The organism is Dyella japonica, assembly GCF_040545895.1.
Lineage (GTDB): Bacteria > Pseudomonadota > Gammaproteobacteria > Xanthomonadales > Rhodanobacteraceae > Dyella > Dyella japonica_D.
Genome location: NZ_JBEPMU010000002.1, coordinates 148,707 through 170,695 on the forward strand (window position 1 = coordinate 148,707; position 21,989 = coordinate 170,695).

Consider the following 21,989-nt stretch of genomic DNA (forward strand, 5'->3'; position numbering starts at 1 on the left):
TCTGCTAGACTTCGCGGCCGAAACCCCGCTCTTTTGAAAGCCGAAGCCATGCCAAGACCCGCCGTCAACGTCGCGGTGCGCGCCGCGCGCTCCGCAGGAAACATCATCCTGCGTTACATGAATCGCATCGACGGACTCAACGTCGTCGAAAAGCAACGCATGGACTTCGCCTCGGAAGTCGATCGCCTGGCCGAAGCCGAGATCGTCAAGGAACTCAAGCGCGCCTACCCCACGCATGCCTTCCTCGCCGAGGAAAGCGGCACCATCGGCAAGGGTCCGCTGGTGTGGGTGATCGATCCGCTCGACGGCACGCACAACTACCTGCGCGGCATCCCGCATTTCTCCGTCTCCATTGCCCTGCTCGACAAGGGCGAGCCGGTGTATGCGGTGGTGTTCGATCCGCTGCGCGATGAACTGTTCACCGCCAGCAAGGGCGACGGCGCTTACCTCAACGACCGCCGCATTCGCGTCACCAAGCGCGACAACCTTGGCGGCGCGATGATCGCCACCGGCTTCCCGTATCGCCAGCGCTCGCACCTGGACGCCCAGCTCGACATGACCCGCGCCCTGCTCGGCCAGGCCGAGGACATCCGTCGCTCGGGCTCGGCCGCGCTGGATCTGGCCTATGTCGCCGCCGGTCGCTACGACGGTTTCTTCGAGATCGGCCTGAAGCCGTGGGACATGGCCGCCGGCGCCCTGCTGGTGCGCGAGGCAGGTGGCCGCTATTGCGATTTCGCCGGCCGTGAAGGCATTCCGGAGAGCGGCAACATCGTCGCCGGCAACCTCAATGTGGCGCAGGCGATGGTCGATGCCATCGGCGCGAATGCCACACCGCGTTTGTTGATGGCTTGATCGGCCTTCTCCCGGTACGAAAAAGGCGCCTCATGGGCGCCTTTTTTTATGCCTCTGCCTGGTGCTTCAGGCGCCCGGCTCGGTCTCGCGCAGAAACCCGCGCAGGAAGGGCACGGTGATACGCCGCTGCGCCGCGAGCGAGGCCTGGTCGAGGCGGTCGAGCAGGTCGAGCAGCGCGCCAAGGTCGCGGGCATAGCGGTTGAAAAGCCAGTCGAGCACGGTGTCGTCCAGCTCGATGCCGCGTTCGGCAGCCTGCTTGCGCAGCACGTCGCGGCGCTCGGCATCATCCAGCGGCTTGAGCAAGGCCTGCTGGCAGGCACCGAGGCGCGAGCGCAGATCCGGCAGACCAAGACCCAGCTGCACCGGCAGAACGTCGGCCGCGAACAACAGCACCGCGCCTTCGGCCTTGGCCTGGTTGTACACATCGAACAAGGCGTGTTCGGCCTCGTGGTCGCCGGCAATGGCGCCCAGGTCGTCCAGCGCCAGGAATTCGCTGCCCACCACGCCACGAATGGCCGCCGCCTGGTTGCCGATGCTCGCCAGCGGCAGGTACTGCACCGTACGACCGCCCTGGATGGCCGCCTGGCACGCCGCCATCAGCAGGTGGCTTTTGCCGCTGCCGGTGGGTCCGGCCAGATAGAGCCACGGCATATGCGGTGCATACGCCAACTGCTCCACGGCAGACAGCGTCACGACGTTGCTGCCGGGATGGAAGTGTTCGAAGCGCTGGCGACGGGGCCAACGCAGGGCAAGCGGCAACTGCGGAATCATGGGGGTGGTACTGCGTCCTTCTTGTTGCCTTTCTCGTCGACGACCGTGCGGGTTTCCACTTCACCTTGCGGTGTGTCGACGACCACGTCCACTTCAGTGAGCACAGGATCGCCCTGGCCCTCTTCCATGTACAGATCGCTTTGCCGGTATCGCTCCGCCAGGTAGCGCAGCAGCACCAGGATCACCGAGGCCGCCGGCAGCGCCAGCAGCACGCCGAGGAAACCGAACAGGTAACCGCCCGCCAGCACGGCAAAGATCACCGCTACCGGATGCAGACCGATCTTGTCCCCCACCAGCTGCGGCACCAGCACGTAGCCTTCCAGCAGCTGGCCGACCAGGAAAATGCCGCCGACGAGCAGCACGTGGGTCCAGTCGCCGTACTGTACCAACGCCGCGATCAGGGCCGAGCCGAAGCCCACGATGAAGCCCAAGTACGGCACGAAGCTGAGCAAGCCGGCGATCATACCGATCAGCGGGCCCACCGACAGCCCCATCAGGGTCAGCGCCACGCCGTAGAAGATGCCCAGTGCCAGCATCACCAGCAGCTGGCCGCGCACGAAGGCACCGAGCACGCTGTCCGCCTCGCGGGCCAGATGCGCAACAGTGGGCTCGATGGAACGCGGCAGCATGCGGTCGATCCAGGCCACCAGGCGGTCCCAGTCACGCAGCAGGTAGAACGCCACCACCGGTACCAGCACCATGTTGGTGAGCCACAGGATCACGCCCACGCTGGAGCGGGAAATCTTGCCCAGCACCACCGAGGCCGCGTTGCCGATCGAGCCAAGGTGATCCTTGATCTGCTGGATCAGGCGATCGCTGTCGAACGCGCTCGGATCCAGATGCAGCTTGGCCTGCACCCAGGGCAAGGCCGTATTGCGCGCCCAGTCCACGTAACGGGGCATGTTTTCCACCAGGTTGTCGATCTGGCGGGAAATCAGCGGAATCAGCAGGATCAGCGCGCCGACGGTCACCAGCAACAGCACGATGAAGACGATGCTCACCGCCAGCGTGCGGCCCATGCCCAGCCGCTGCAGCCGGTCGGCCAGCGGGTCGCCCAGGTAAGCCAGCATGGCAGCGACCGCGAACGGCATCAGCACCGGCGCCAGCAGCCAGAACACGTAAAGGATGGCCGCGGTGATCGCGAGCATTTGCCAGCGGCGAGAGGTGTCAGGCGTCATCGACATGGCTCATCCCATGAGTTGGGCGGTAGGGCCCACGCGCCAGATCCTGGCGAGTAGGCGGCGTGGCTTTCGCCGTGACGCGATCAGTGCACCCAGCGCAGGCTGGCGTCCGCATCGCTGTGCGAATCGCCACGCAGGACGCGACCACCCGCGGCAAGACTGTTGGCCAACGCATCCATGGGCAGGCCCGACTTCACCGAGAACAGCATGCCGTCGCCCTGTGCGCTCAAGGTGGTCACCTGGCGCACGTTCGGATCGGCGCGCAACACGGCCACCAGGTTGGCGTAATCCATGGCCGAGTTGATCTGTGACACCCACAGCTTGCCGTCGACCGTCGCCGACCCGATCACATTGAGCTGCTTGCCGAGGCGATCGGCCAGGCCGCTGCCGGCATCGGTCAGCACGGCCGCACTGTTGGCGCCCTGCGTGCTCCATTTCTGCTGGGCACCGCCCGAGACGAGCACCCAGTCGGCGGCGTTGCCATGGATCTGGCCCAGCAGCATCAGACCGGTCTTGTACTGTCGCGCCATGGCGGCCACCTGGTCGGGTTCGGCGCTGGTGAGGTTGGGTGTATCGCCCGTCTTCGCCGGGTCAGCCAACACCGTGCTGTAGCCCTTGGCGGCCACGGTCTGGGTGAGCGCGGCCAGCGCGTCGCGCGTGAGCACGCTGCCATCTTCGTCGCGCACCACCAGCAGCACGGGCGGGCGCGAACCGCCGCCGGAGATGCCCATCTGGGACACCGCGCGCTGCACGGCCGCCTGATCGAAGGTGACCTGCAACGCCATGCCGGTGGCAACCCGCTGGTACTGGTACTGCTGCACGATGCCCGAGGCGCCCTTCAGCACATCGGCATAGCCCGGCTTGGTGCTCAAGTCCTGCCCGCCCGAGGTACGCGCCAGCACCTGCGCCAACGCGTCGCCGAAGGCGTTGTCACGGGCGGCTTCGCTGGTATCGGCCACGGAAACGACCACGGTGTACGGCGATACCTGCCCCTGCGCGTGGACGGACAGCAGCGGGGCAAGGCCCAGCATGAGACAAACGAGCAGCAGGCGGGACAGGCGCATGGGGAGGAATATCCGGAGGGGGACGCCCGGAAGTCTGCCCAATCCGCCCCTTAGCGTCCATCGAAGCGGTCCCGCTTCGCCGTCATCGCTCAGGCAACCATGGCCTTACGCTGCTACAATTTGTCGTTTCCCACGCCGGGTTGCCCCCATGTCCGACGCTCTCACCTACCGCGCCGCTGGCGTCGATATCGACGCAGGCAATGCCGTTGTCGAACGCATCAAGCCGCTGGTCAAGCGCACCTCCCGCCCTGAAGTGATGGGTGGCCTGGGTGGTTTCGGCGGCCTGTTCGACCTCTCGGGCAAGTACAAGGAGCCGGTGCTGGTCTCCGGCACCGACGGCGTGGGCACCAAGCTCAAGCTGGCCCAGCAGCTGGGTCGCCACGACACCATCGGCATCGATCTGGTCGGCATGTGCGTGAACGACGTGCTGGTGCAGGGCGCCGAGCCGCTGTTCTTCCTCGACTACTTCGCCACCGGCAAGCTGGACGTGGACACCACCGTCGCCGTGGTCGGCGGCATCGCCAAGGGCTGCGAGCTGGCCGGCTGCGCGCTGATCGGCGGCGAAACGGCCGAAATGCCCGACATGTATCCGCCGGGCGAATACGACCTCGGCGGCTTCACCGTCGGCGCGGTCGAGAAGTCGCAACTGCTCAGCGGCGAGAAGATCGTGGCTGGCGATGTGATCCTCGGCGTGGCCTCCTCTGGCCCGCATTCGAACGGCTACTCGCTGATCCGCAAGATTCTCGAGCGCGCGGGCAGTCCGCTCGATCTCGATGTCGGCGGCGTCACGCTTGCCGACGCGCTGATGGCGCCCACCACCATCTACGTCAAGCCGATGCTGGACCTGATGAAGCAGGTGACCGTGCACGGCATGGCGCACATCACCGGTGGCGGCCTGAAGGAAAACATCATCCGCGTGGTGCCGGAAAACCTCGGCATCCGCATCGATGCCGCCGCCATCGTGTTGCCGCCGGTGTTCGAGTGGCTGATGCGCGAAGGCAACGTGGCGCGCGAGGAAATGTGGCGCACGTTCAACTGCGGCGTGGGCTTCACCGTGATCCTGCCGCGCGACGCCGTCCACGCTGCCAGCGAGCTGCTGGCCAAGCATGGCCTCAAGAGCTCGGTGATCGGCGAGATCGTGCCCGCCCAGGGCGACGAGCGCGTCCACATCGGCTGAACCCGTGAGCGCTCCGCGTCTTCGCGTTGCCGTGCTCGCATCCGGGCGCGGCAGCAACCTGCAAGCCTTGATCGTCGCCCGCGATGCCGGCGCGCTGCCGGTCGACTTCGTGGTGGTCGGCAGCGACAAGGCGAACGCCGGCGCGCTGCAGCTGGCGAAAGATGCGGGCATTCCCACCTTCACGCTCAGCGCGAAGGACTTCGCCAGTCGCCGCGACTTCGACCTGGAACTGTTCCGCCGGCTCGACGCCAGCGGCGCGCAAGTCCTCGTGCTAGCCGGTTTCATGCGCATCATCGACGGCGAGGCGTTGTCACCGTGGGTCGGCCGCATGATCAACATCCATCCGTCGCTGCTGCCGAAATACCGCGGCCTGCACACGCACCGCCGAGCACTGGAAGCCGGCGATACGGAACATGGCGCCAGCGTGCACTACGTGACGGCCGAGCTGGATGGCGGCCCGGTGATCGCGCAGGCACGCATCGGCATCCAGCCGGGCGACGACGAAGCACAGCTCGCCCATCGCCTGCTCACCTTCGAGCACCAGTTGCTTCCCGCCGTGCTGACGCTGATGGCCGAGCAACGCCTGGACCTGATCGCGCCCAACCGCGTGGCCCTGGACGGCAAACTGCTCGATGCGCCGCTGCAACTGCGCAACAGCGCTTTGGTTGACTGAGCGGTCATCGCGTCTCTACAAGTCGTTCAGGAACGGCCCGTAGACTGAGGTCCCCATGACCTCATCCCACTCCCTCCGCACGTTCGCCGCCGGTCTCGCGCTGGCCTTTTCAACGACCGTCGCCGTTGCCGCCACGCCCGCGCCGACACCGTTCACCGCGACCTACCAGGTCTCGCAAGGTGGACAGATCATTGGCGAAGCGGTGATCACGCTCAAATCCTCGGGCAATGGCCAGTGGGAATACAGCAACCGGATCAAGGGAACCGGCGGCATCGCGGCGGCGCTCGGCGCCAACTCGAATGAAACCACCACGTTCCGCTGGACCAACGGCGCGCCGGAAACGGTCAGCTATGACTACAAGATGGACGCCGGCTTCAAGAACAAGCAGCGCCATACCGACGTGAACTGGACCAGCGGCCAGGTGACGGTGGACGACGGCAAGGGCCCGATGACCTACGCCAGCGCGCCCGGCCTGGTCGATCGCAACACCACCTCCTACGCCATCGGCCTCGCCCTGCGCGCCGGCAAGCAAGCGGTGTCGCTGCCGGTGGCCGTCAAGCGCAACGTGGAAACGCAGGAATTCAAGGTCACCGGCAAGGACACGGTGAAGGTGCCGGCCGGCAGCTTCCAGACCGAACGCGTGGTGCGCAGCGGCGACGAGAACACCTTCAGCGCGTGGTACGCACCGCAGAAATACCCGGTTCCCGTGAAGCTTTCGCAGAGCGACGGCGGCAATCTGGAATTGCAGTTGGTCAGTTACAAGGGCGGCAACTGACCCCTGGCCCGGTGAGCGCGACGAGCGCTCACGTCGCCGATCTGGCCGCATGGCTCGCCAGTTTTTCTCGCGAAACCGGCTGAGCGACTGCCCACTCGACTTCCTCCTGAAGTGCTCCGGCCCAGGAAAGTTTCCCTCTCGGACTGAGATCAGGGGGGGCCGTCAACCCATCTAAAAGTTGACGCACGTCACATTTCATGAAGAACGTCATGAAAATCAGATTTCCCTGATGTTCAGCGGCACCCCGACCACATAGCTTTCGCCGTTTATGGCACCCGCGGGCCTCAAGCCCTGCATTGGCCGAACCCACGTGATAAGTGGCGGCCGTACCTGACAGGGTACGAGTTGAGTTTCCTCGGGGCGCCCCTTCTCGGTTTTGATTCGTGACGCGAGGGCAGCGCCAGAGGCGCGGGCTCGTCGTGTCCGTGGTGAGGTGAGTGTGTGATTCAGGGAACGAAGACGATCCGGCCATGGCTGGCCTTGGCGCTCGGCTGCCTTCCGATGGCCAGCGTCGTGGCGCAATCGGCCGACACGGCAACCCAGGAACTCTTGCGACAGCAGGAACGCGAACGCGCCTTGCGGGAGCAACAGCAGAGCACGCCGGACGTACGCCTGCCCACGCCCGTGCAGGCGCAGGTCGAACGCATTCCCGCCGACGAAACGCCGTGCGTTCCCATACGCACCATCCGCCTGGACGGCGATGACGCGTCTGCGTTTGCGTGGGCGATCAAGGCCGCCGACCTACCGCACGATCCGGCGACCGGCCGTTGCCTGGGTACGCGCGGCGTCAACGTCGCGATGAAGCGCGTCCAGAACGCCATCGTCGCCCGCGGCTATGTCACGACGCGAGTGGTGGCCAAGCCACAGGACCTCAACACCGGCATCCTGACGCTCACGCTCATTCCCGGCCGCATTCGCGCGATCCGGTTTGCGCCGGGCGTGGATGCACGCGCCACCTCGTGGCGTGACGCCCTGCCCGCGCGGCCCGGCGACCTGCTCAACCTGCGCGACATCGAACAGGCGCTGGAAAACTTCAAGCGCGTGCCCACGGCAGATGCGGACATCAAGATCGTGCCCGCCGACGGCGATGCGCAGGCCGGCGAGAGCGATCTGCTGATCGTGTGGAAGCAATCCACGCGCATGCGCCTGGCCTTCTCGCTCGACGATTCGGGCAGCGATGGCACCGGCAAGGTGCAAGGCGGCACCACCCTCTCGCTGGACAATCTGCTGACGTGGAACGACCTCTTCTACGCGAACGTGGGGCAAGACGCGTTCGACGGCGATCGCAAGGGCACGCGCAATTACACGCTGCACTACGACGTGCCCTACGGCTACTGGCAGCTCGGCGCCACGGCCAGCAGCTACGCCTATCACCAGACTGTGGCGGGCTACGAGCAGAACTACGTTTACAGCGGCACCAGCCACAACGCCGATGTACGGCTCAGCCGCATGCTTTATCGCAACGCCACCATCAAGCTGAGCGCTTACGCACGCGCCTGGGAGCGCGACTCCAACAACTTCGTCGATGACACGGAAGTGCTGGTGCAGCGCCGTCGCCAGGGCGGCTGGGAAGCGGGCTTTACCTATAAGCAATTCATTGGCGCAGCCACGCTCGACGCCGATGCCGCGTACCGCCGAGGTACCGGTGCATTCAATGCGCTGCACGCGCCGGAGGAAGCCTTCAACGAAGGCACGTCGCGCTCGGAAATCATCACCGCCGATGCGCAACTCACCGTGCCGTTCCAACTGGGCAACCAACGCTTCCGCTACATCGGCAGCTGGCGTGCGCAATGGAACCAGACACCGCTGGTGCCGCAGGACCGCTTCGCGATCGGCGGTCGCTACACCGTGCGCGGCTTCGACGGCGAACTGCAACTCACCGGCGATCACGGCTGGCTGATCCGCAACGACCTCGGCTGGACGCTTGGCGGCGGTCAAGAATTGTACGTCGGTGCCGATATCGGCCATGTCGGCGGCCCGCCAACCGCATCGGAACTCGGCCAAACCCTGGCGGGCGCCGCACTCGGATTGCGCGGCGGCTGGCATGGCTGGTCGTGGGATGTCTTTGTCGGCGCACCGATCAGCAAGCCACATGGCTACCCCACGGACAACCCCACCACCGGTTTCAGCCTGAACTGGTCGTTCTGATCGCACGTACGCCGATGGTGGGCGTCGTCTGCCCGCTGATTCGTCTTCAAGGAAGAGTTCGATGAACAAGCACCTTTACCGCATCGTCTTCAATCACGCGCTTGGCCTGTTTCAGGTCGTGTCGGAATTGGTCCGTCGACCCGGGCGCGGCGCTTCCCAGAGCGAGGGTGTCGTTGCGGCGACAGTGCGGCCGGTAAGCCTGAGTCTATGGCTGGCCTTTGGCTGGATCGGCCTGGCTTCGATTGCTACCGCCGGCCAGATCGCCACCGATCCGAATGCCCCAGGCAGCCAGCGCCCGACGGTGATGGGCGCGCCGAATGTCGCACCGGTGATCAATATCACCACGCCGAGCAAGGCCGGCGTGAGCCGCAACACCTACAGCGACTTCAATGTCGATACCACTGGCGCGGTGCTCAACAACTCGCGCACCAACACCACCACGCAACTTGCGGGCAGTGTCGCCGGCAATCCTTGGCTGGCCACCGGTACCGCCAAGATCATCCTCAACGAAGTCACTGGCCCCAATCCCAGTGCGTTGAACGGTTATATCGAAGTCGCGGGTGATCGTGCGCAGGTGATTGTGGCCAATCCCGCAGGCATCAGCTGCGATGGTTGCGGCGTGATCAACGCCAATCGCTTCACGCTGACTACCGGCACGCCGATGCTCACGGGCGGCGCATTGGACGGCTATCGCGTCACCGGTGGCGTTATTCAAATCAACGGCAAAGGCATGGATGCGAGCCGCGCCGATTACGCCGACATCATCGCGCGCGCCGTGCAGGTGAACGGCGGCATCTGGGCACCGCAACTGCAGGTCACCACGGGCACCAACCAGGTCAACGTGGATCAGTCGCAGGTCACCGCCATCACGGGGTCGGGCGACAAGCCCACGCTCGCGCTGGACGTCAGCGCACTGGGCGGCATGTACGCCAACAAGATCGTGCTGCTCGGCACCGAAAACGGCGTCGGCGCACGCAATGCGGGCACCATCGGCGCGTCCGTGGGCGACCTCGTCGTTACGCAGGACGGGCGACTGGAAAACACCGGCAGCCTGCAGTCGCAGGCCAATACGCAAATCGCCGCCACCGGCGGCGTGGCGAACGCGGGAACGATCAGCGCAACGCGCGAACTCACCATTACCACGCCTGCCGATGTGGACAACAGCAACGGCAACATGAATGCCGCGCGCATCGCGGTGGACGCGGCATCGCTGCGCAACGGGGGCGGCACCATCGCGCAGACTGGCTCCCAGGGCATGACGCTCGATGCGGGTGCACTCTCCAACCGCAACGGTGGTCGCATCGGCGCGACGGAACCGGCGACGAGCGATGGCGGATCGACGAGCACACCGACGGATGGTGCGAGCGGAGGCAACAGCGGCGGCGACAGCAACAGCTCTGCGGGCAACACCGGTGGCGCAACGTCCGGTGGAACAGGCACGCCCGTCACGCCCATCGCCCCGCTGGCCGACGGCGTGCTGCACATCAGCGGCCTGCTCGACAACGATGGCGGCCACATCAACGCGGCGGCCGGATTCTCGGCCACCGTGGGTGGCGATCTTGCCAGCAGCACCGGCTTGGCGAACGACGGCGGTCAACTGGAACTGCGCCAGCTCAACTTGAGCAGCGGCGACTTGAGCAATCGCGGCGGTACGCTGGCCATCGATGGCACGTCCACCATCCACGCCAACCAGATCACCAACGACAACGGCACGCTGAGCTTCGCCCAGGCCGCGGCAATCGATGCGCAAAGCCTGTCCAACCGCAGCGGCACCGTCACCCTGGCCGACACCGCGCCGATGACGCTGAGCGTGGCCGGCACACTCGACAACACCAGTGGCACGTTGGCCACCAATACCGCGTCGTTCGCGCTCAATGCGGGAACCATCGTCAATCAGACCGGCACCATCGAGCACGCCGGAACCGCTGGATTGACCGTTCGTACCGACGCGCTCTACGGTGCCGGCGGCAAGATCGCCACGGCCGGAGCGGTATGGCTTACCGCTGGCGCGGTGGACCATCAGAACGCCACGCTGAGCGCCACGCAGGTGACGCTCGACACCACCAGTCTCGACAACCGCGGCGGCACCATCAGCGCCTCCGGTGCCAATGCCAACGCATGGCATGTGACAGGCACGTTCGATAACAGCGACGGTGGCACCATCCAGACCAACGGCGACCTCGCCATCACCGCCGGGACGTTCGGCAACGCTCACGGCGCGGTGCAGCAGGCGGGCGCAGGCACGTTGAACGTTCACGCCGACACGCTCAACGGTGCGGGCGGCACGCTTGCGAGCAATGGCGCGCTGACGCTCACCGGCAACGCCATCGATCTGAGCCAGGGCACCACGGTCGCCAATACGCTGGCGATCGATGCTGGCACGCTCAGCACCGCGGGCGGCACGTTGCAGGCCGCCGCACCCGACGCGATGAGCGTGCATGCCACCGGCACCTGGGACAATACCGGCGGCACCGTACTCAGCAATGGCGCCTTGGATATCCAGGCAGCGACGCTCAACAACACCCAAGGCACGCTGAGTGCGGCGAGTGCCGATGCCACGCGCATCACCGTCACCAACGCTTTCACCAACAGCCACGGCATGCTCGCCGCCAACGGCGCCACGACCGTGCACGCCGGTTCGCTGCTCAATCAGGGCGGCACCGTACAGACCGCAAGTGCACAGGCCAGCACGGGTGGTACTCCGCTCACGCTCAGCGTGGATGGACTGCTCGACAACAGCCAGCAAGGCCTGATCGCCAGCGATGGCGACCTCTCGCTCAGCGCCACCACGTTGGACAACACGCAGGGCACGATCCAGCACGCGGGCCAAGGCAACGCCACCATCCAGGCCGCAACCTTGAACGGCCACGGCGGCACGATCGTCAGCAACGGCACGCTCACGCTGACCGGTGACAACACCGACCTCAGCGGCGGCACCACGCAAGCGCAGCACATCAGCGTCGATACCGGCAATCTCAGCACGGCCGGTGGCAGTCTGGTGGCGCTGAGCGCTGATCCTTTGCACCTCACGGCGCGAGGCAGCTTCGACAACACCGGCGGCACGGTCGCCACCAACGGCGCACTGCAACTGACGGCGCAGTCGCTGAGCAACACGAGCGCCACCATCACCGCCGCTGGCACCAGTGCCTCGACACTCAGCGTGGCTCAACGTTTCGACAACACGCACGGCACGCTGGCCGCCATGGGCGCCACCACCGTCCAAGCCGGTGATCTGATCAATCAAGGCGGCACGCTGCAAGTTTCCGGCGCGGCATTGTCGGTGACCGCGAACGGCCTGCTCGACAACAGCCAGCAAGGCGTCATCGCCAGCGATGGCGATCTCACGCTCTCCGCCACCACGCTCGACAACACCCAAGGCAGTATCCAGCAGACCGGCAATGGCAGGTTGAGCGTCGATGCCGCTACGTTCAACGGCCACGGCGGCACGCTGGTCAGCAACGGCACCTTGACGCTCACCGGCAACGCCATCGATCTTGGCGGCGGCACCACGCAAGCCCAGCACATCAGCGTGGATGCCGGCTCGCTCGTCACGGCGGGTGGCTCGCTGGTCGCACTAAGCAGCGATGCGTTGCAGATGAACGTGCGCGGCGCTTTCGACAACACCGGCGGCACCGTCGCCACCAACGGCGCGCTGCAACTCACCGCGCAATCGCTCACCAACATCGGCGGCACGCTCACCGCTGCGGGCCACAACGCCACGTCTCTCAACGTCACCCAGCGCTTCGACAACACGCACGGCACGCTGGCGACGATGAGCGCCACCACGGTGCAAGCGGGTGACCTGATCAACCAGGGGGGCACGCTGCAAGCTTCGGGCGCGGCATTGTCGGTATCCGCCAGCGGCTTGCTCGACAACAGCCAGCAAGGCCTGATCGCCAGCGACGGCGACCTCTCGCTCGGCGCCACCACGCTGGACAATACGCAGGGCACCATCCAGCACGCGGGGCAAGGCAACGCCACCATCCAGGCCGCGACCTTGAACGGCCACGGCGGCACCATCGTCAGCAACGGCGCGCTCACGCTGACCGGTAACAACACCGACCTCAGCGGCGGCACCACGCAGGCGCAGCACATCAGCGTCGATACCGGCAATCTCAGCACGGCCGGTGGCAGTCTGGTGGCGCTGAGCGCTGATCCTTTGCACCTGACCGCACGCGGCACCTTCGACAATACCGCCGGCACCCTTGCCACCAACGGCGCACTGCAACTGACGGTGCAGTCGCTGACCAACACGGGCGGCACGATCACGGCTGCCGGCACCGACGCTACGGCGCTCACCATCGCACAGCGCTTCGAGAACACGCACGGCACACTGGCCGCCATGGGCGCCACCACCGTGCAAGCGGGCGACCTGATCAACCAGGGCGGCACGCTGCAGGCTTCCGGCGCTGCATTGACGGTGACCGCGAACGGCCTGCTCGACAACAGCCAGCAAGGCGTCATCGCCAGCAATGGCGATCTCACGCTCTCCGCCGCCACGCTCGACAATACGCAAGGCAGCATCTCCCAGGCGGGAACCAGTTCCGCATCGCTGCTCGCCGCACAAAGCAATACGACCATTCATGCCACCACGTTGAATGGCCACGGCGGCACGCTGGTCAGCAACGGCACCCTCACGGTCACCGGCGACACCACCGACCTCAGCGCGGGCACCATCCAGGCGCAGCGCATCAGCATCGACACCGGCAACCTCTCGACGGCCGGCGGCAACCTGATCGCGCTGAGCGGCGATTCCCAAGAGGGGACTAGCTTCGCGTCGCCGCTGCAGCTGACGGCGCGCGGCACCTTCGACAACACCGCCGGCAATGTCGTGAGTAACGGCGCGCTCGCGCTTACCGCCGGCGCATGGAGCAACCGCGGCGGCACACTGATCGCCGCAGGCACCGACGCATCCGATCTGCAGGTCACCGGCCTGCTCGACAACACGAGCGGCACGGTGACGACGGCAGGCGCCACCATCCTGCACGCCGGCACCTTCGACAACACCAGCGGCAAACTCCAGGCCGCAAGCAATGCGACGCTGGCCGTCACCGTGGACGGCCAACTCACCAACGATAGCGGCAGCGTGCAGAGCAATGGCGCACTTGCGATCACCGCCGGTGGACTGAGCAATCGCGCCGGCACCGTGCAAGCCCAGCAAGCCATCACCGCCACTATTGGCAACACGCTGGACAACACCGCTGGCAGCATCATCGCCACCGGCGACCTCACCGTGCAGGCACAAACCCTGCTCAATCGCCAAACGCTTGCCAGCAACCCGACGCAGACCACGGGCCTGTATGGGCAACGCGTCACGCTCGGCGCCACGACACTCGACAACACCCAGGGCCAGGTGCAGGCGCGCGATGCGCTCACCATCAATGGCGGTACGGTCACCAATGCCGGTGGCGTGCTCGATGGCACGGGAGCGGTCAACATCACCGGCACCTCGCTGGACAATACCGGCGGCCAGTTGATCCAGCGCGGCGACAGCGGCGCACTCAACGTCAACCTTACCCAGGCGCTGGGCAACACCAACGGTGGCCTGATCGGCGCCGAAGGTGCCGCGTCGATTCACGCCGGCGCCATCGACAACAGCGGCGGCACCACTTTTGCCCGCCATGACCTGACGCTCACCAGCAACGGTAACCTGCTCAACCGCAACGGTGGCCAGCTGCAAACCAGCGGCGCGTTGACGCTCACCGCGCAAGGCACGCTCGATAACAGCGCCGGCAGCATCGATGCCACCGGTGCGGCCACGCTCAACGCGGGCGCAGTCAGCAACGTCGCAGGGCAAATCCTCGCTGGCAGCAACAGCAACGCTGCGGCGGGTTTGCATGTCACCACGGCAGGCACGCTCGACAACCGCGGCGGCACGCTCGGCAGTCGCGGCGGCGATCTCGTTCTCAGCACCAGCGGCGTCAACAACAGCGCAGGCGGCACCATCGTCGCCCAACGCGATCTCAACCTGGACGCACTCGGCTCCCTCAACAACGCGGGTGGCACCGTCTACGCCACCGGCAACCTCAGCTTCCAGAACGGCAACGCCACGCTCGACAATACCGGTGGCCAATTCGGCTCGGGCAACACCGCTACGCTGAATCTCGCCGCGATCACCAACGCCAACGGCGGTCATATCCAGGCCAATACGGTGTGGCTCACCACGCCCACGCTCAATAACAACGGCGGCGAAGTGGATGGCACCAACGTGCATGCCACGCTGAGCGGTTTGAACGGCATCGGCCGCATCTATGGCAGCCAACTGCTGGATGCCCATATCACCGGCGACTACACCCATCTTGCCGGCCAGCGCCTGGAAAGCGATGGCGTGCTCAGCCTTACCGTGGATGGCACGCTGACCAACCAGGGCACCCTGCAAACGTCCGGCGAACTCGATGTCACGGCCGCCAACGTCATCAACACCAATGGTGCCGTGATCAACGCCAGCGCAGACAATGGCAGCGCGGTTGCACACATCACCACCAGTGGCGGCATCAACAACCAAACCGGTGGCTCGCTCGAAGGCGACACGCTCACGCTGCAAGCCCACGACGTCAACAACACCGGCAACATCACGGGCGATGCCATACGCATCGATGCGGCCACCCTCACCAACGGGGCGGACCTTGGTTCGGCAACCGACAACGCCGCTTATCAAAGCGGCATGATCGCTGCGGCGAATACCCTGGCGCTGTACATGAGCGACTCGCTGCTCAATCGCGACGCCACGCTGTTCTCCCAAGGCGACCTGATCATTGCCGGCAACGTCAGCGGCGCGCGCAGTGGATCGGTCACCAATCTCTCTGGCGACATCGAGGCCGGCGGCAATCTGTCGCTCAGCGCGCAACAGTTCACCAACGCGCGGCGTGTCATCGAAACGGGAACCTTCACGCTCTCTGCGGCGGAGCAAGCGGCGAACTCGCAGAGCTCGACCTCGCCGATGTATGTCTACGACGATCCGACGGCCTCCCATCAGGTGCCCAATATCGATCCCAGCCAGGTAGTGAGCGCGGCCGAAATCGCCAAGGCGCAAAGCTACTGCGCAGCCCACGAGACCGGCAGCACGCGCTGCGTGTTCTTCCAGTCGGGCAACCACAACGGTGCGCCGTCCAACTATCAGGGCACCAGCACCGATACATTGTTGTCCGTCACCACCATCACCGCGGCCAGCGCACAGAGTCGCCTGCAAGCCGGTGGCGACATCACGCTCGAAGGCTCGGTACTCAACAGTGCCTCCGCCATCGCGGCCGGACGCAACCTCACCATCAACGGCCAGGGCGGCAGCGCCAGCAGCGACAACGTGCAGAACGTCGCCTGGGTGCCCACTGGGCTGGTGCAAACCACGCAAGCCGATCAAGTGCAGTCGCAAAACCTCGTCGGCAGTCCGCGTACATGGCTGTTGGGCGCCTGGTGGACCTACGACAGCACCAGCAGCACCCAAAGCGTGGTGCTCGCGCCGGGCAGCGTGCCGAGCTGGATCACCTACGCCGTGGGTAACGGTCTCGCTTCCACCATCACCGCCGGCGGCAGCCTGAACATCAACGGCGGTGACATCACCAATACCGTGGTGGGTCGCAATGGCAATGGCGCAACCATCACCGTGGGCAACATGACCGGCCCCGGTAGCCATACGACGGATCAGGCGCACACCGCCCAAGCCGCCAGCACCGGATCGGTGAACGGTGTGCAGGCCGATGCCGTGCAGGGCGCGGGTGGCGTCAATCGTGCGCAGGGTGATGCCGTCGACGCCACGGGTTCCATCGACGGTGCCCAAGGCCAGAGCATTCATGGCGCCAACGGCCCAGGCACAGCGCAGGGCCAGATGGTGCACGGTGGCGGCAACGCGACGGGCGCCACCTCGCAAACGGTTGGCACCGCCAACGCTCCGCTGCCCGGTTATGTGGCTCCCAACAACGCTATCTATGCGCAACACGGCGATCCCAGCGCGCCGTTCCTGATCACCACCGCCCCGCGCTTTGCCAATGGCCCGGTCACCAGCTCCGATTACCTGCTGCGCGCGTTGGGCGACTCGCCGGACAGCACCCAGAAGCGCCTGGGCGATGGTTACTACGAACAAAGCCTGGTGATGGACCAGATCCTGCAGCTCACCGGTCGCAAGACGCTCAACGGTGGCGATGGTCTGTCGCAGTACACCGCCCTGATGAACGACGCCGCCAACCAAGCCTCGCAGCTCGGCCTGCAACTGGGCACCCCGCTCACCAGCGCGCAGATTGCGTCGTTGTCTTCGGACATCGTGTGGCTGGTCGATCAAGTGGTCGATGGCCAGCATGTGCTGGTACCGGTGGTGTATCTCTCCAAGGCCACCGCCGATGCGCTGCAAAGCAATGGCGCGTTGATCGCCGGCAACGACGTGAACATCCAGTCGTCGGGCACCGTGCGCAACGACGGCACCATCACCGGCACGCAGGGCACATCCATCAGTGCCGACACGCTGATCAACCAGGGCGCGCTCAACGGCGGCCAGCAGCTCGCCATCGCCACGCGCGGCGACACCGTCAACGCGGGCACGATCAGCGGAGGTGCCGTCAGCGTGCAGGCAGGGCGTGACCTGATCAACACGGGTTCGGTCACTTCCACCGGCAACATGGCGTTGGTCGCCGGCCGTGATCTGACCATCGGCGCGGCACCCGTCCAATCCGGCGGCAACCTCGCCATGGTTGCCGGCCGCGACCTTACCGCCACGGCATCCACCATCACCGCCGTCGGCGATGCATCGCTGATCGCCGGCAACAACCTCACCCTCGACGCCACCGGCCGCACCACGCGCACGCAAAGCGGCCAGACCGTGCAGGAAAACCTCACCCATAGCGTCACCAGTATCAGCGCGGGCGGCAACCTGGCGATGGCGGCGGGCAACGACCTGGTGAGTCAAGGTGCACAGCTCAAAGCAGGCAATCAGCTGGGCGTGGCTGCCGGCCACGACATCACGCTGAACGCGGTGACGGATAGTCAAAGCGTGACCAGCAAGACCGCGTCGGGCCACACGGTGACCAACACGGCGACGTACGACGAGACCGTGCACGGCACCACGCTCAGCGGCAGCAACGGTGTGGCCGCCACGGCCGGCCACGACCTCACCGCCACCGCCGCCACGCTCACCAGCGCCAACGGCAACGTGGCCCTGGGCGCAGGCAACGACCTCACGCTCAACGCCGGCAGCGAAACCCACACCAGCACCGTCGACACCAAGACCACCGGTGGCAACTGGAACACGCACAGCACCACGCGTACCCACGACAGCGTCAGTGATACCTACGCCGTAGGCACCGCCATCAGCGGCAACAACGTGGCGCTGACCGCCGGCCACGACCTCACCGCACAAGCGGCCCAGGTGCAGGCTCAGGGCGCGATTTATGTCGCCGCCGCTCACGACATCAACCTCACCGACGCCCATGACGTGCACAGCGAAGAGCATGACGTCAGCAAAACCACGTCGCGCACCTTCAACACCAACGTGCTCGACCCGCGCTTCGGTAACGTCGACCCGGACAAGCGCAGCAGCAACAGCAGCCAGAGCCTGTCGCAATCCACCAGCGTCGGCACTCTGCTCTCCGGCGACAGCGTCACCGTTGCCGCCGGCCACGACTTCACTGGTACCAACGCGCAAGTAGTGGGCACCCACGACGTGGTGATAGCGGCCGGCAACAACCTCACCCTCAACGCGGGCCAGAACACCTACACCGAAGCCGACAGCGCCGGTAAAAGCCATACCGGCGTGATGAATGGTGGCGGCCTGAGTGTGATGGCGGGCAAGCGCACCACCACGACCACTACCAGCATCAACGATGTGAGCTATAGCGGCAGCACTGTCGGCAGCACCGATGGCAGCGTTACGTTGAGTGCCGGCAACAACGTGCATATCACCGGCAGCGACGTGCTCAGCCAGACCAGCACCACCATCGTCGGCAAGAACGTCACCATCGATGCGGCGGTGGGCACTACCGACATCACGCACACCCAGAAGCAAAGCAGCGCAGGCATCCACCTCGGCCTCACCGGCGGCGCAGCCACCGTCGCCAACACCGTCATCGGCGACGCGCAAGGTGCCACCCACACCACCGACAAGCGCTTGCAGGCGCTGTACGCGGCACAGGCCGCTCAAACGCTGTTCTCGCCGGGCGCTGGCAATGCCATGGGCCTGGGTGGCCAAACGGGCGCGCAGTCCGTCAGTCAGGCCGCACAAGGCAATACTCAGGGCATGTCCTTGCGTATCGGCCTGGGTGCGAGCAGCGCGACGAATACCGAGACGACCCGCGACGAAACCGCCTACGGCAGCACCATTCACAGCAACGGTAACGTTACCATCGCCGCCACGGGCGGTGACCTCAATGTCATCGGCAGTCAGGTCAGTGGCAACAACGTCGCCCTAGCGGCCGCCAACAACATCAACCTGCTCAGCCAGGCCGAACAGCACACCGACAAGAGCGACAGCCACAACAGCAGCGGCGAAGTGGGCGTAAGCGTTGGTCAAACCACCGGCATCTATCTCACTGTCGCCGCTGGGCAGGCTCAAGGGCACGGCAACGGCACCACGCACGCCGATACCACTATCAACGCCAACGACACCTTGAGCTTGATCAGCGGCGGCGACACCAACATCATCGGCGCGCAAGCCAAGGGCAACACGGTGCTCGGCAACATTGGCGGCAATCTCAATATCGCCAGTGAGCAGGACACCAACGACTACGCCAACCATAGCGTGCAGGCCGGCCTCACGCTGGTGTACGGCTGGAGCACCGGTGGCGTGGGTGTCAGTGGCTCACTGGCAGCCAGCCAAGCCAAGAGCAACTACGCCAGCGTCAACGACATCAGCGGCATCGGCGCGGGCAGCGGCGGCTTCGACATTCACGTCAATGGCAACACCGACCTGAAAGGTGGCGTGATCGCCAGCACGGCCGATGCCTCGAAGAACCTGCTCGATACGGGCTCACTGACGTTTAGCGATATCCAGAACAAAGCCAGCTATAGCAGCGAAAGCATCAGCATTGGCGGCGGCATGGGCACATCGGGCGGCGGTATCAACGGTGGCATCGGTATCCCCCAACACGACAACGAAAGCAGCACCACCCAAGCCGGCATCGCCAACGGCACCATCATCACTCGCAACGGCGACACCGATCTGAGTGGCTTGAATCGCAATCCCACACTGGACAATCAAGCGATCAAGACGATCTTTGATGCGCAGAAGGTGCAGGACAACCAGCAGGTCGGCATGCTGGCCGGACAGGTGGGCATGACTGCCGTGGGCGATCTCGCCAGTTACATGGCCAATCACGCCGCGACCGAGCAAGAAAAACAATCGTGGAGTGACGGCGGTACCAACAAGGTGATCCTGCACGGCCTGGTCGGTGCCGCGACGGCTGCACTGGGTGGCGGCGATGCGCTGGGTGGCGCGATGGGCGCAACCGCAAGTGAGGCGGCCAGCGCAAGAATGCAGCAATACTTGGATGACCAGCACATCACGGATCCAGCGCAACGAAGTATGTTGATGAATCTGGCTAGTGCGGCGATTGGTGGTGCAGTCGGTGGTGGTGCGGGTGCGGCGACCGCACTTAATGGGGAGCAGTACAACCGGCAATTGCACAGTTGGGAGCACGACCTTGCCAAGCAGTTGGCAGATAAGAGTGACGGACAGTACACCCAGGCGCAGATTGAAGATGCCATGCGAAACAGCAGCTATGGCAGTTCCAATGCGCCAATGCTAAACCCGGGTATGGGCGATAGCACTATCAACACCAATGCCTATGTTCCTGCCGGAGCCGGTGAAACGATTCTGAGTTGGTCGTTCTATGGCCAGGGCAACAGTACGTCCGATCCGGGTTCCAGCTTCAGCTTCTCACCCTCCCAGAATCCCGGCCGATTCGGCTACACGAGTGATGTGGTTGCCACTCAGAACATGCCATCACTGGACTATGGTGCTGCATCGTTCATCGCCCAGCATATGGGTGATGCCGACATCCAAAAGAGCTACGGATCGAACTTCAACTCCGACTATGGCAATTGGCAGTACACGTGGCAGTCGCCATCGGTACCGGGTACAGCAGTGGACCAGGGATACGTGCCAGAGCAGCAAGGTGTGCGTGGTAACTCGATGAGCTTTAGCGACACCCTCACGGGCAAGAGCTACAGCATCGGCGTGTTGGGCGTGTGCGGCACAGCAGAGTGCGTCATGAATGGGGCGAATTACGATCTGAGTGATCCACGTACGCAGGCTTATCTCAGTGACGTTGGCAAAGCGCAGGCAGTGGCGGGTATCAAGATTGCCGCGGCCGCTGCAACACTGGGATGGAGCCTGGCAGCTGATGCAGCTCTTATTCCATCATGGGCTGCCTATGGTGGAGCGGGTACTACATCGATGATGAGCAATGCAGGCGCTCAGTATATTTCGACAGGAGAAGTTCGCCCCACTGAGGTCGTGATCGCTGGCGTGACCGGAACGTTTAGCGGCTGGGCGGTTCGACTGCCAGGCGTCCAAGCGCCGCTCGCGATACTGACGGCCAATACAGGGGCCGCCATCGGCAACACGGCGCTCAGCAACTATCTCTATGAGGAAAACGAAAGTATCTACCAGAACGCCATCTCGGCTGCCATCGGAACAGGGACCAGCTACTACCTAACCACAAAGGTCGACGGCAGCTTGGATCCTGTGCTGATCAATGCGATGGGTGGGATTTTTAATGAGGCCGTAACCCGCTACTCAAATAGCATCCAGAAGAACGCCAATGCCCCCGAAAAATGAGCTTTCCCTCTATTTCTTCGTAACCCGTAAACCTGGCCAGGTTGCAGCAAAGTTTCTATACATTTTGATAGGGACCAGCTTGATAGGGTCCCTGGTAATTTGTGGCGGCGCCATTCTTGCCGCCTCCGTCACATCCGTTAATAGCATTAATGGATTTTGGCCATTTTTGCGCATATCCATAACTACTTTGCAAAATGGCGCGTGGAACATAGTCGCGCTCTCACTCTTTGCGGGAGTTATTCGCGCATCGATCACTACCTACAGAGATTGGCAGGCGTTTATTCCAAGCAAGCACGACTAATGCGGGTCAAAACAGGGGTCCAAAACGGGGGTCTGAGTGGACCTTTATAAAGTGCACTCTGACCCCTGTTTTGCCCTTGGTGGAGATATCTTCCAAAATTCGACTGGTATTCTTCCGTCGTCACCAGGGCAGGTTTGGTATGAGGCGGACATTGGCCTAACTAACACGATGTCCCGCTCGAACCAGCTTGGTACCAGGCTTTTGTATTCAAATGATGGCTTGTTGTACGTGACGCCTGACCACTATCAAACTGTGTTCCCCATTGGTACTTGGAAGTAAGTTGGAGA

General features: G+C 64.5%; 9 protein-coding genes. 6 read left to right on the forward strand and 3 right to left on the reverse strand.

Annotated elements, in window-relative coordinates:
• The first annotated feature begins 48 nt into the window (after positions 1-48).
• Positions 49-852, forward strand: coding sequence for an inositol monophosphatase family protein (locus tag ABIC75_RS07425; RefSeq protein WP_354013216.1), 804 nt, complete (start codon positions 49-51; stop codon positions 850-852).
• Between the two features lie 66 nt (positions 853-918).
• Here ABIC75_RS07425 and hda read toward each other — a convergent pair whose 3' ends face one another.
• The 3 genes from hda to ABIC75_RS07440 all read right to left on the reverse strand — a co-directional run bounded on the left by hda (position 919) and on the right by ABIC75_RS07440 (position 3,868).
• Positions 919-1,623: a DnaA regulatory inactivator Hda gene (gene hda / locus ABIC75_RS07430; RefSeq protein WP_354013217.1), complete on the reverse strand. Its 705-nt coding sequence runs from the start codon at positions 1,621-1,623 to the stop codon at positions 919-921.
• Positions 1,620-2,801: an AI-2E family transporter gene (locus ABIC75_RS07435; protein WP_354013718.1), complete on the reverse strand. Its 1,182-nt coding sequence runs from the start codon at positions 2,799-2,801 to the stop codon at positions 1,620-1,622. Before ABIC75_RS07435 ends, hda begins: the two co-directional genes overlap by 4 nt.
• A gap of 86 nt (positions 2,802-2,887) precedes the next feature.
• The gene (locus ABIC75_RS07440; protein WP_354013218.1) at positions 2,888-3,868 is read right to left on the reverse strand and encodes a DUF2066 domain-containing protein; all 981 of its coding nucleotides are present in this window, start codon (positions 3,866-3,868) and stop codon (positions 2,888-2,890) included.
• 148 nt (positions 3,869-4,016) lie between these two features.
• Here ABIC75_RS07440 and purM point away from each other — a divergent pair, with 148 nt between their 5' ends.
• From purM to ABIC75_RS07465, 5 genes are all read left to right on the forward strand, one after another.
• Complete coding sequence (gene purM, locus ABIC75_RS07445; RefSeq protein ID WP_354013219.1) at positions 4,017-5,045, forward strand: phosphoribosylformylglycinamidine cyclo-ligase; 1,029 nt, start codon at positions 4,017-4,019, stop codon at positions 5,043-5,045.
• 4 nt (positions 5,046-5,049) lie between these two features.
• Positions 5,050-5,718, forward strand: coding sequence for a phosphoribosylglycinamide formyltransferase (gene purN / locus ABIC75_RS07450; protein ID WP_354013220.1), 669 nt, complete (start codon positions 5,050-5,052; stop codon positions 5,716-5,718).
• Positions 5,719-5,773: 55 nt separating this feature from the next.
• A complete protein-coding gene (locus ABIC75_RS07455) occupies positions 5,774-6,493 on the forward strand; it encodes a DUF3108 domain-containing protein (RefSeq protein ID WP_354013221.1) in 720 nt (239 codons plus the stop codon).
• Between the two features lie 501 nt (positions 6,494-6,994).
• Positions 6,995-8,641: a ShlB/FhaC/HecB family hemolysin secretion/activation protein gene (locus ABIC75_RS07460; protein WP_354013719.1), complete on the forward strand. Its 1,647-nt coding sequence runs from the start codon at positions 6,995-6,997 to the stop codon at positions 8,639-8,641.
• 61 nt (positions 8,642-8,702) lie between these two features.
• Entirely contained in the window at positions 8,703-21,401 is a 12,699-nt protein-coding gene (locus tag ABIC75_RS07465; RefSeq protein WP_354013222.1) for a hemagglutinin repeat-containing protein, read from the forward strand.
• Positions 21,402-21,989 lie beyond the last annotated feature (588 nt).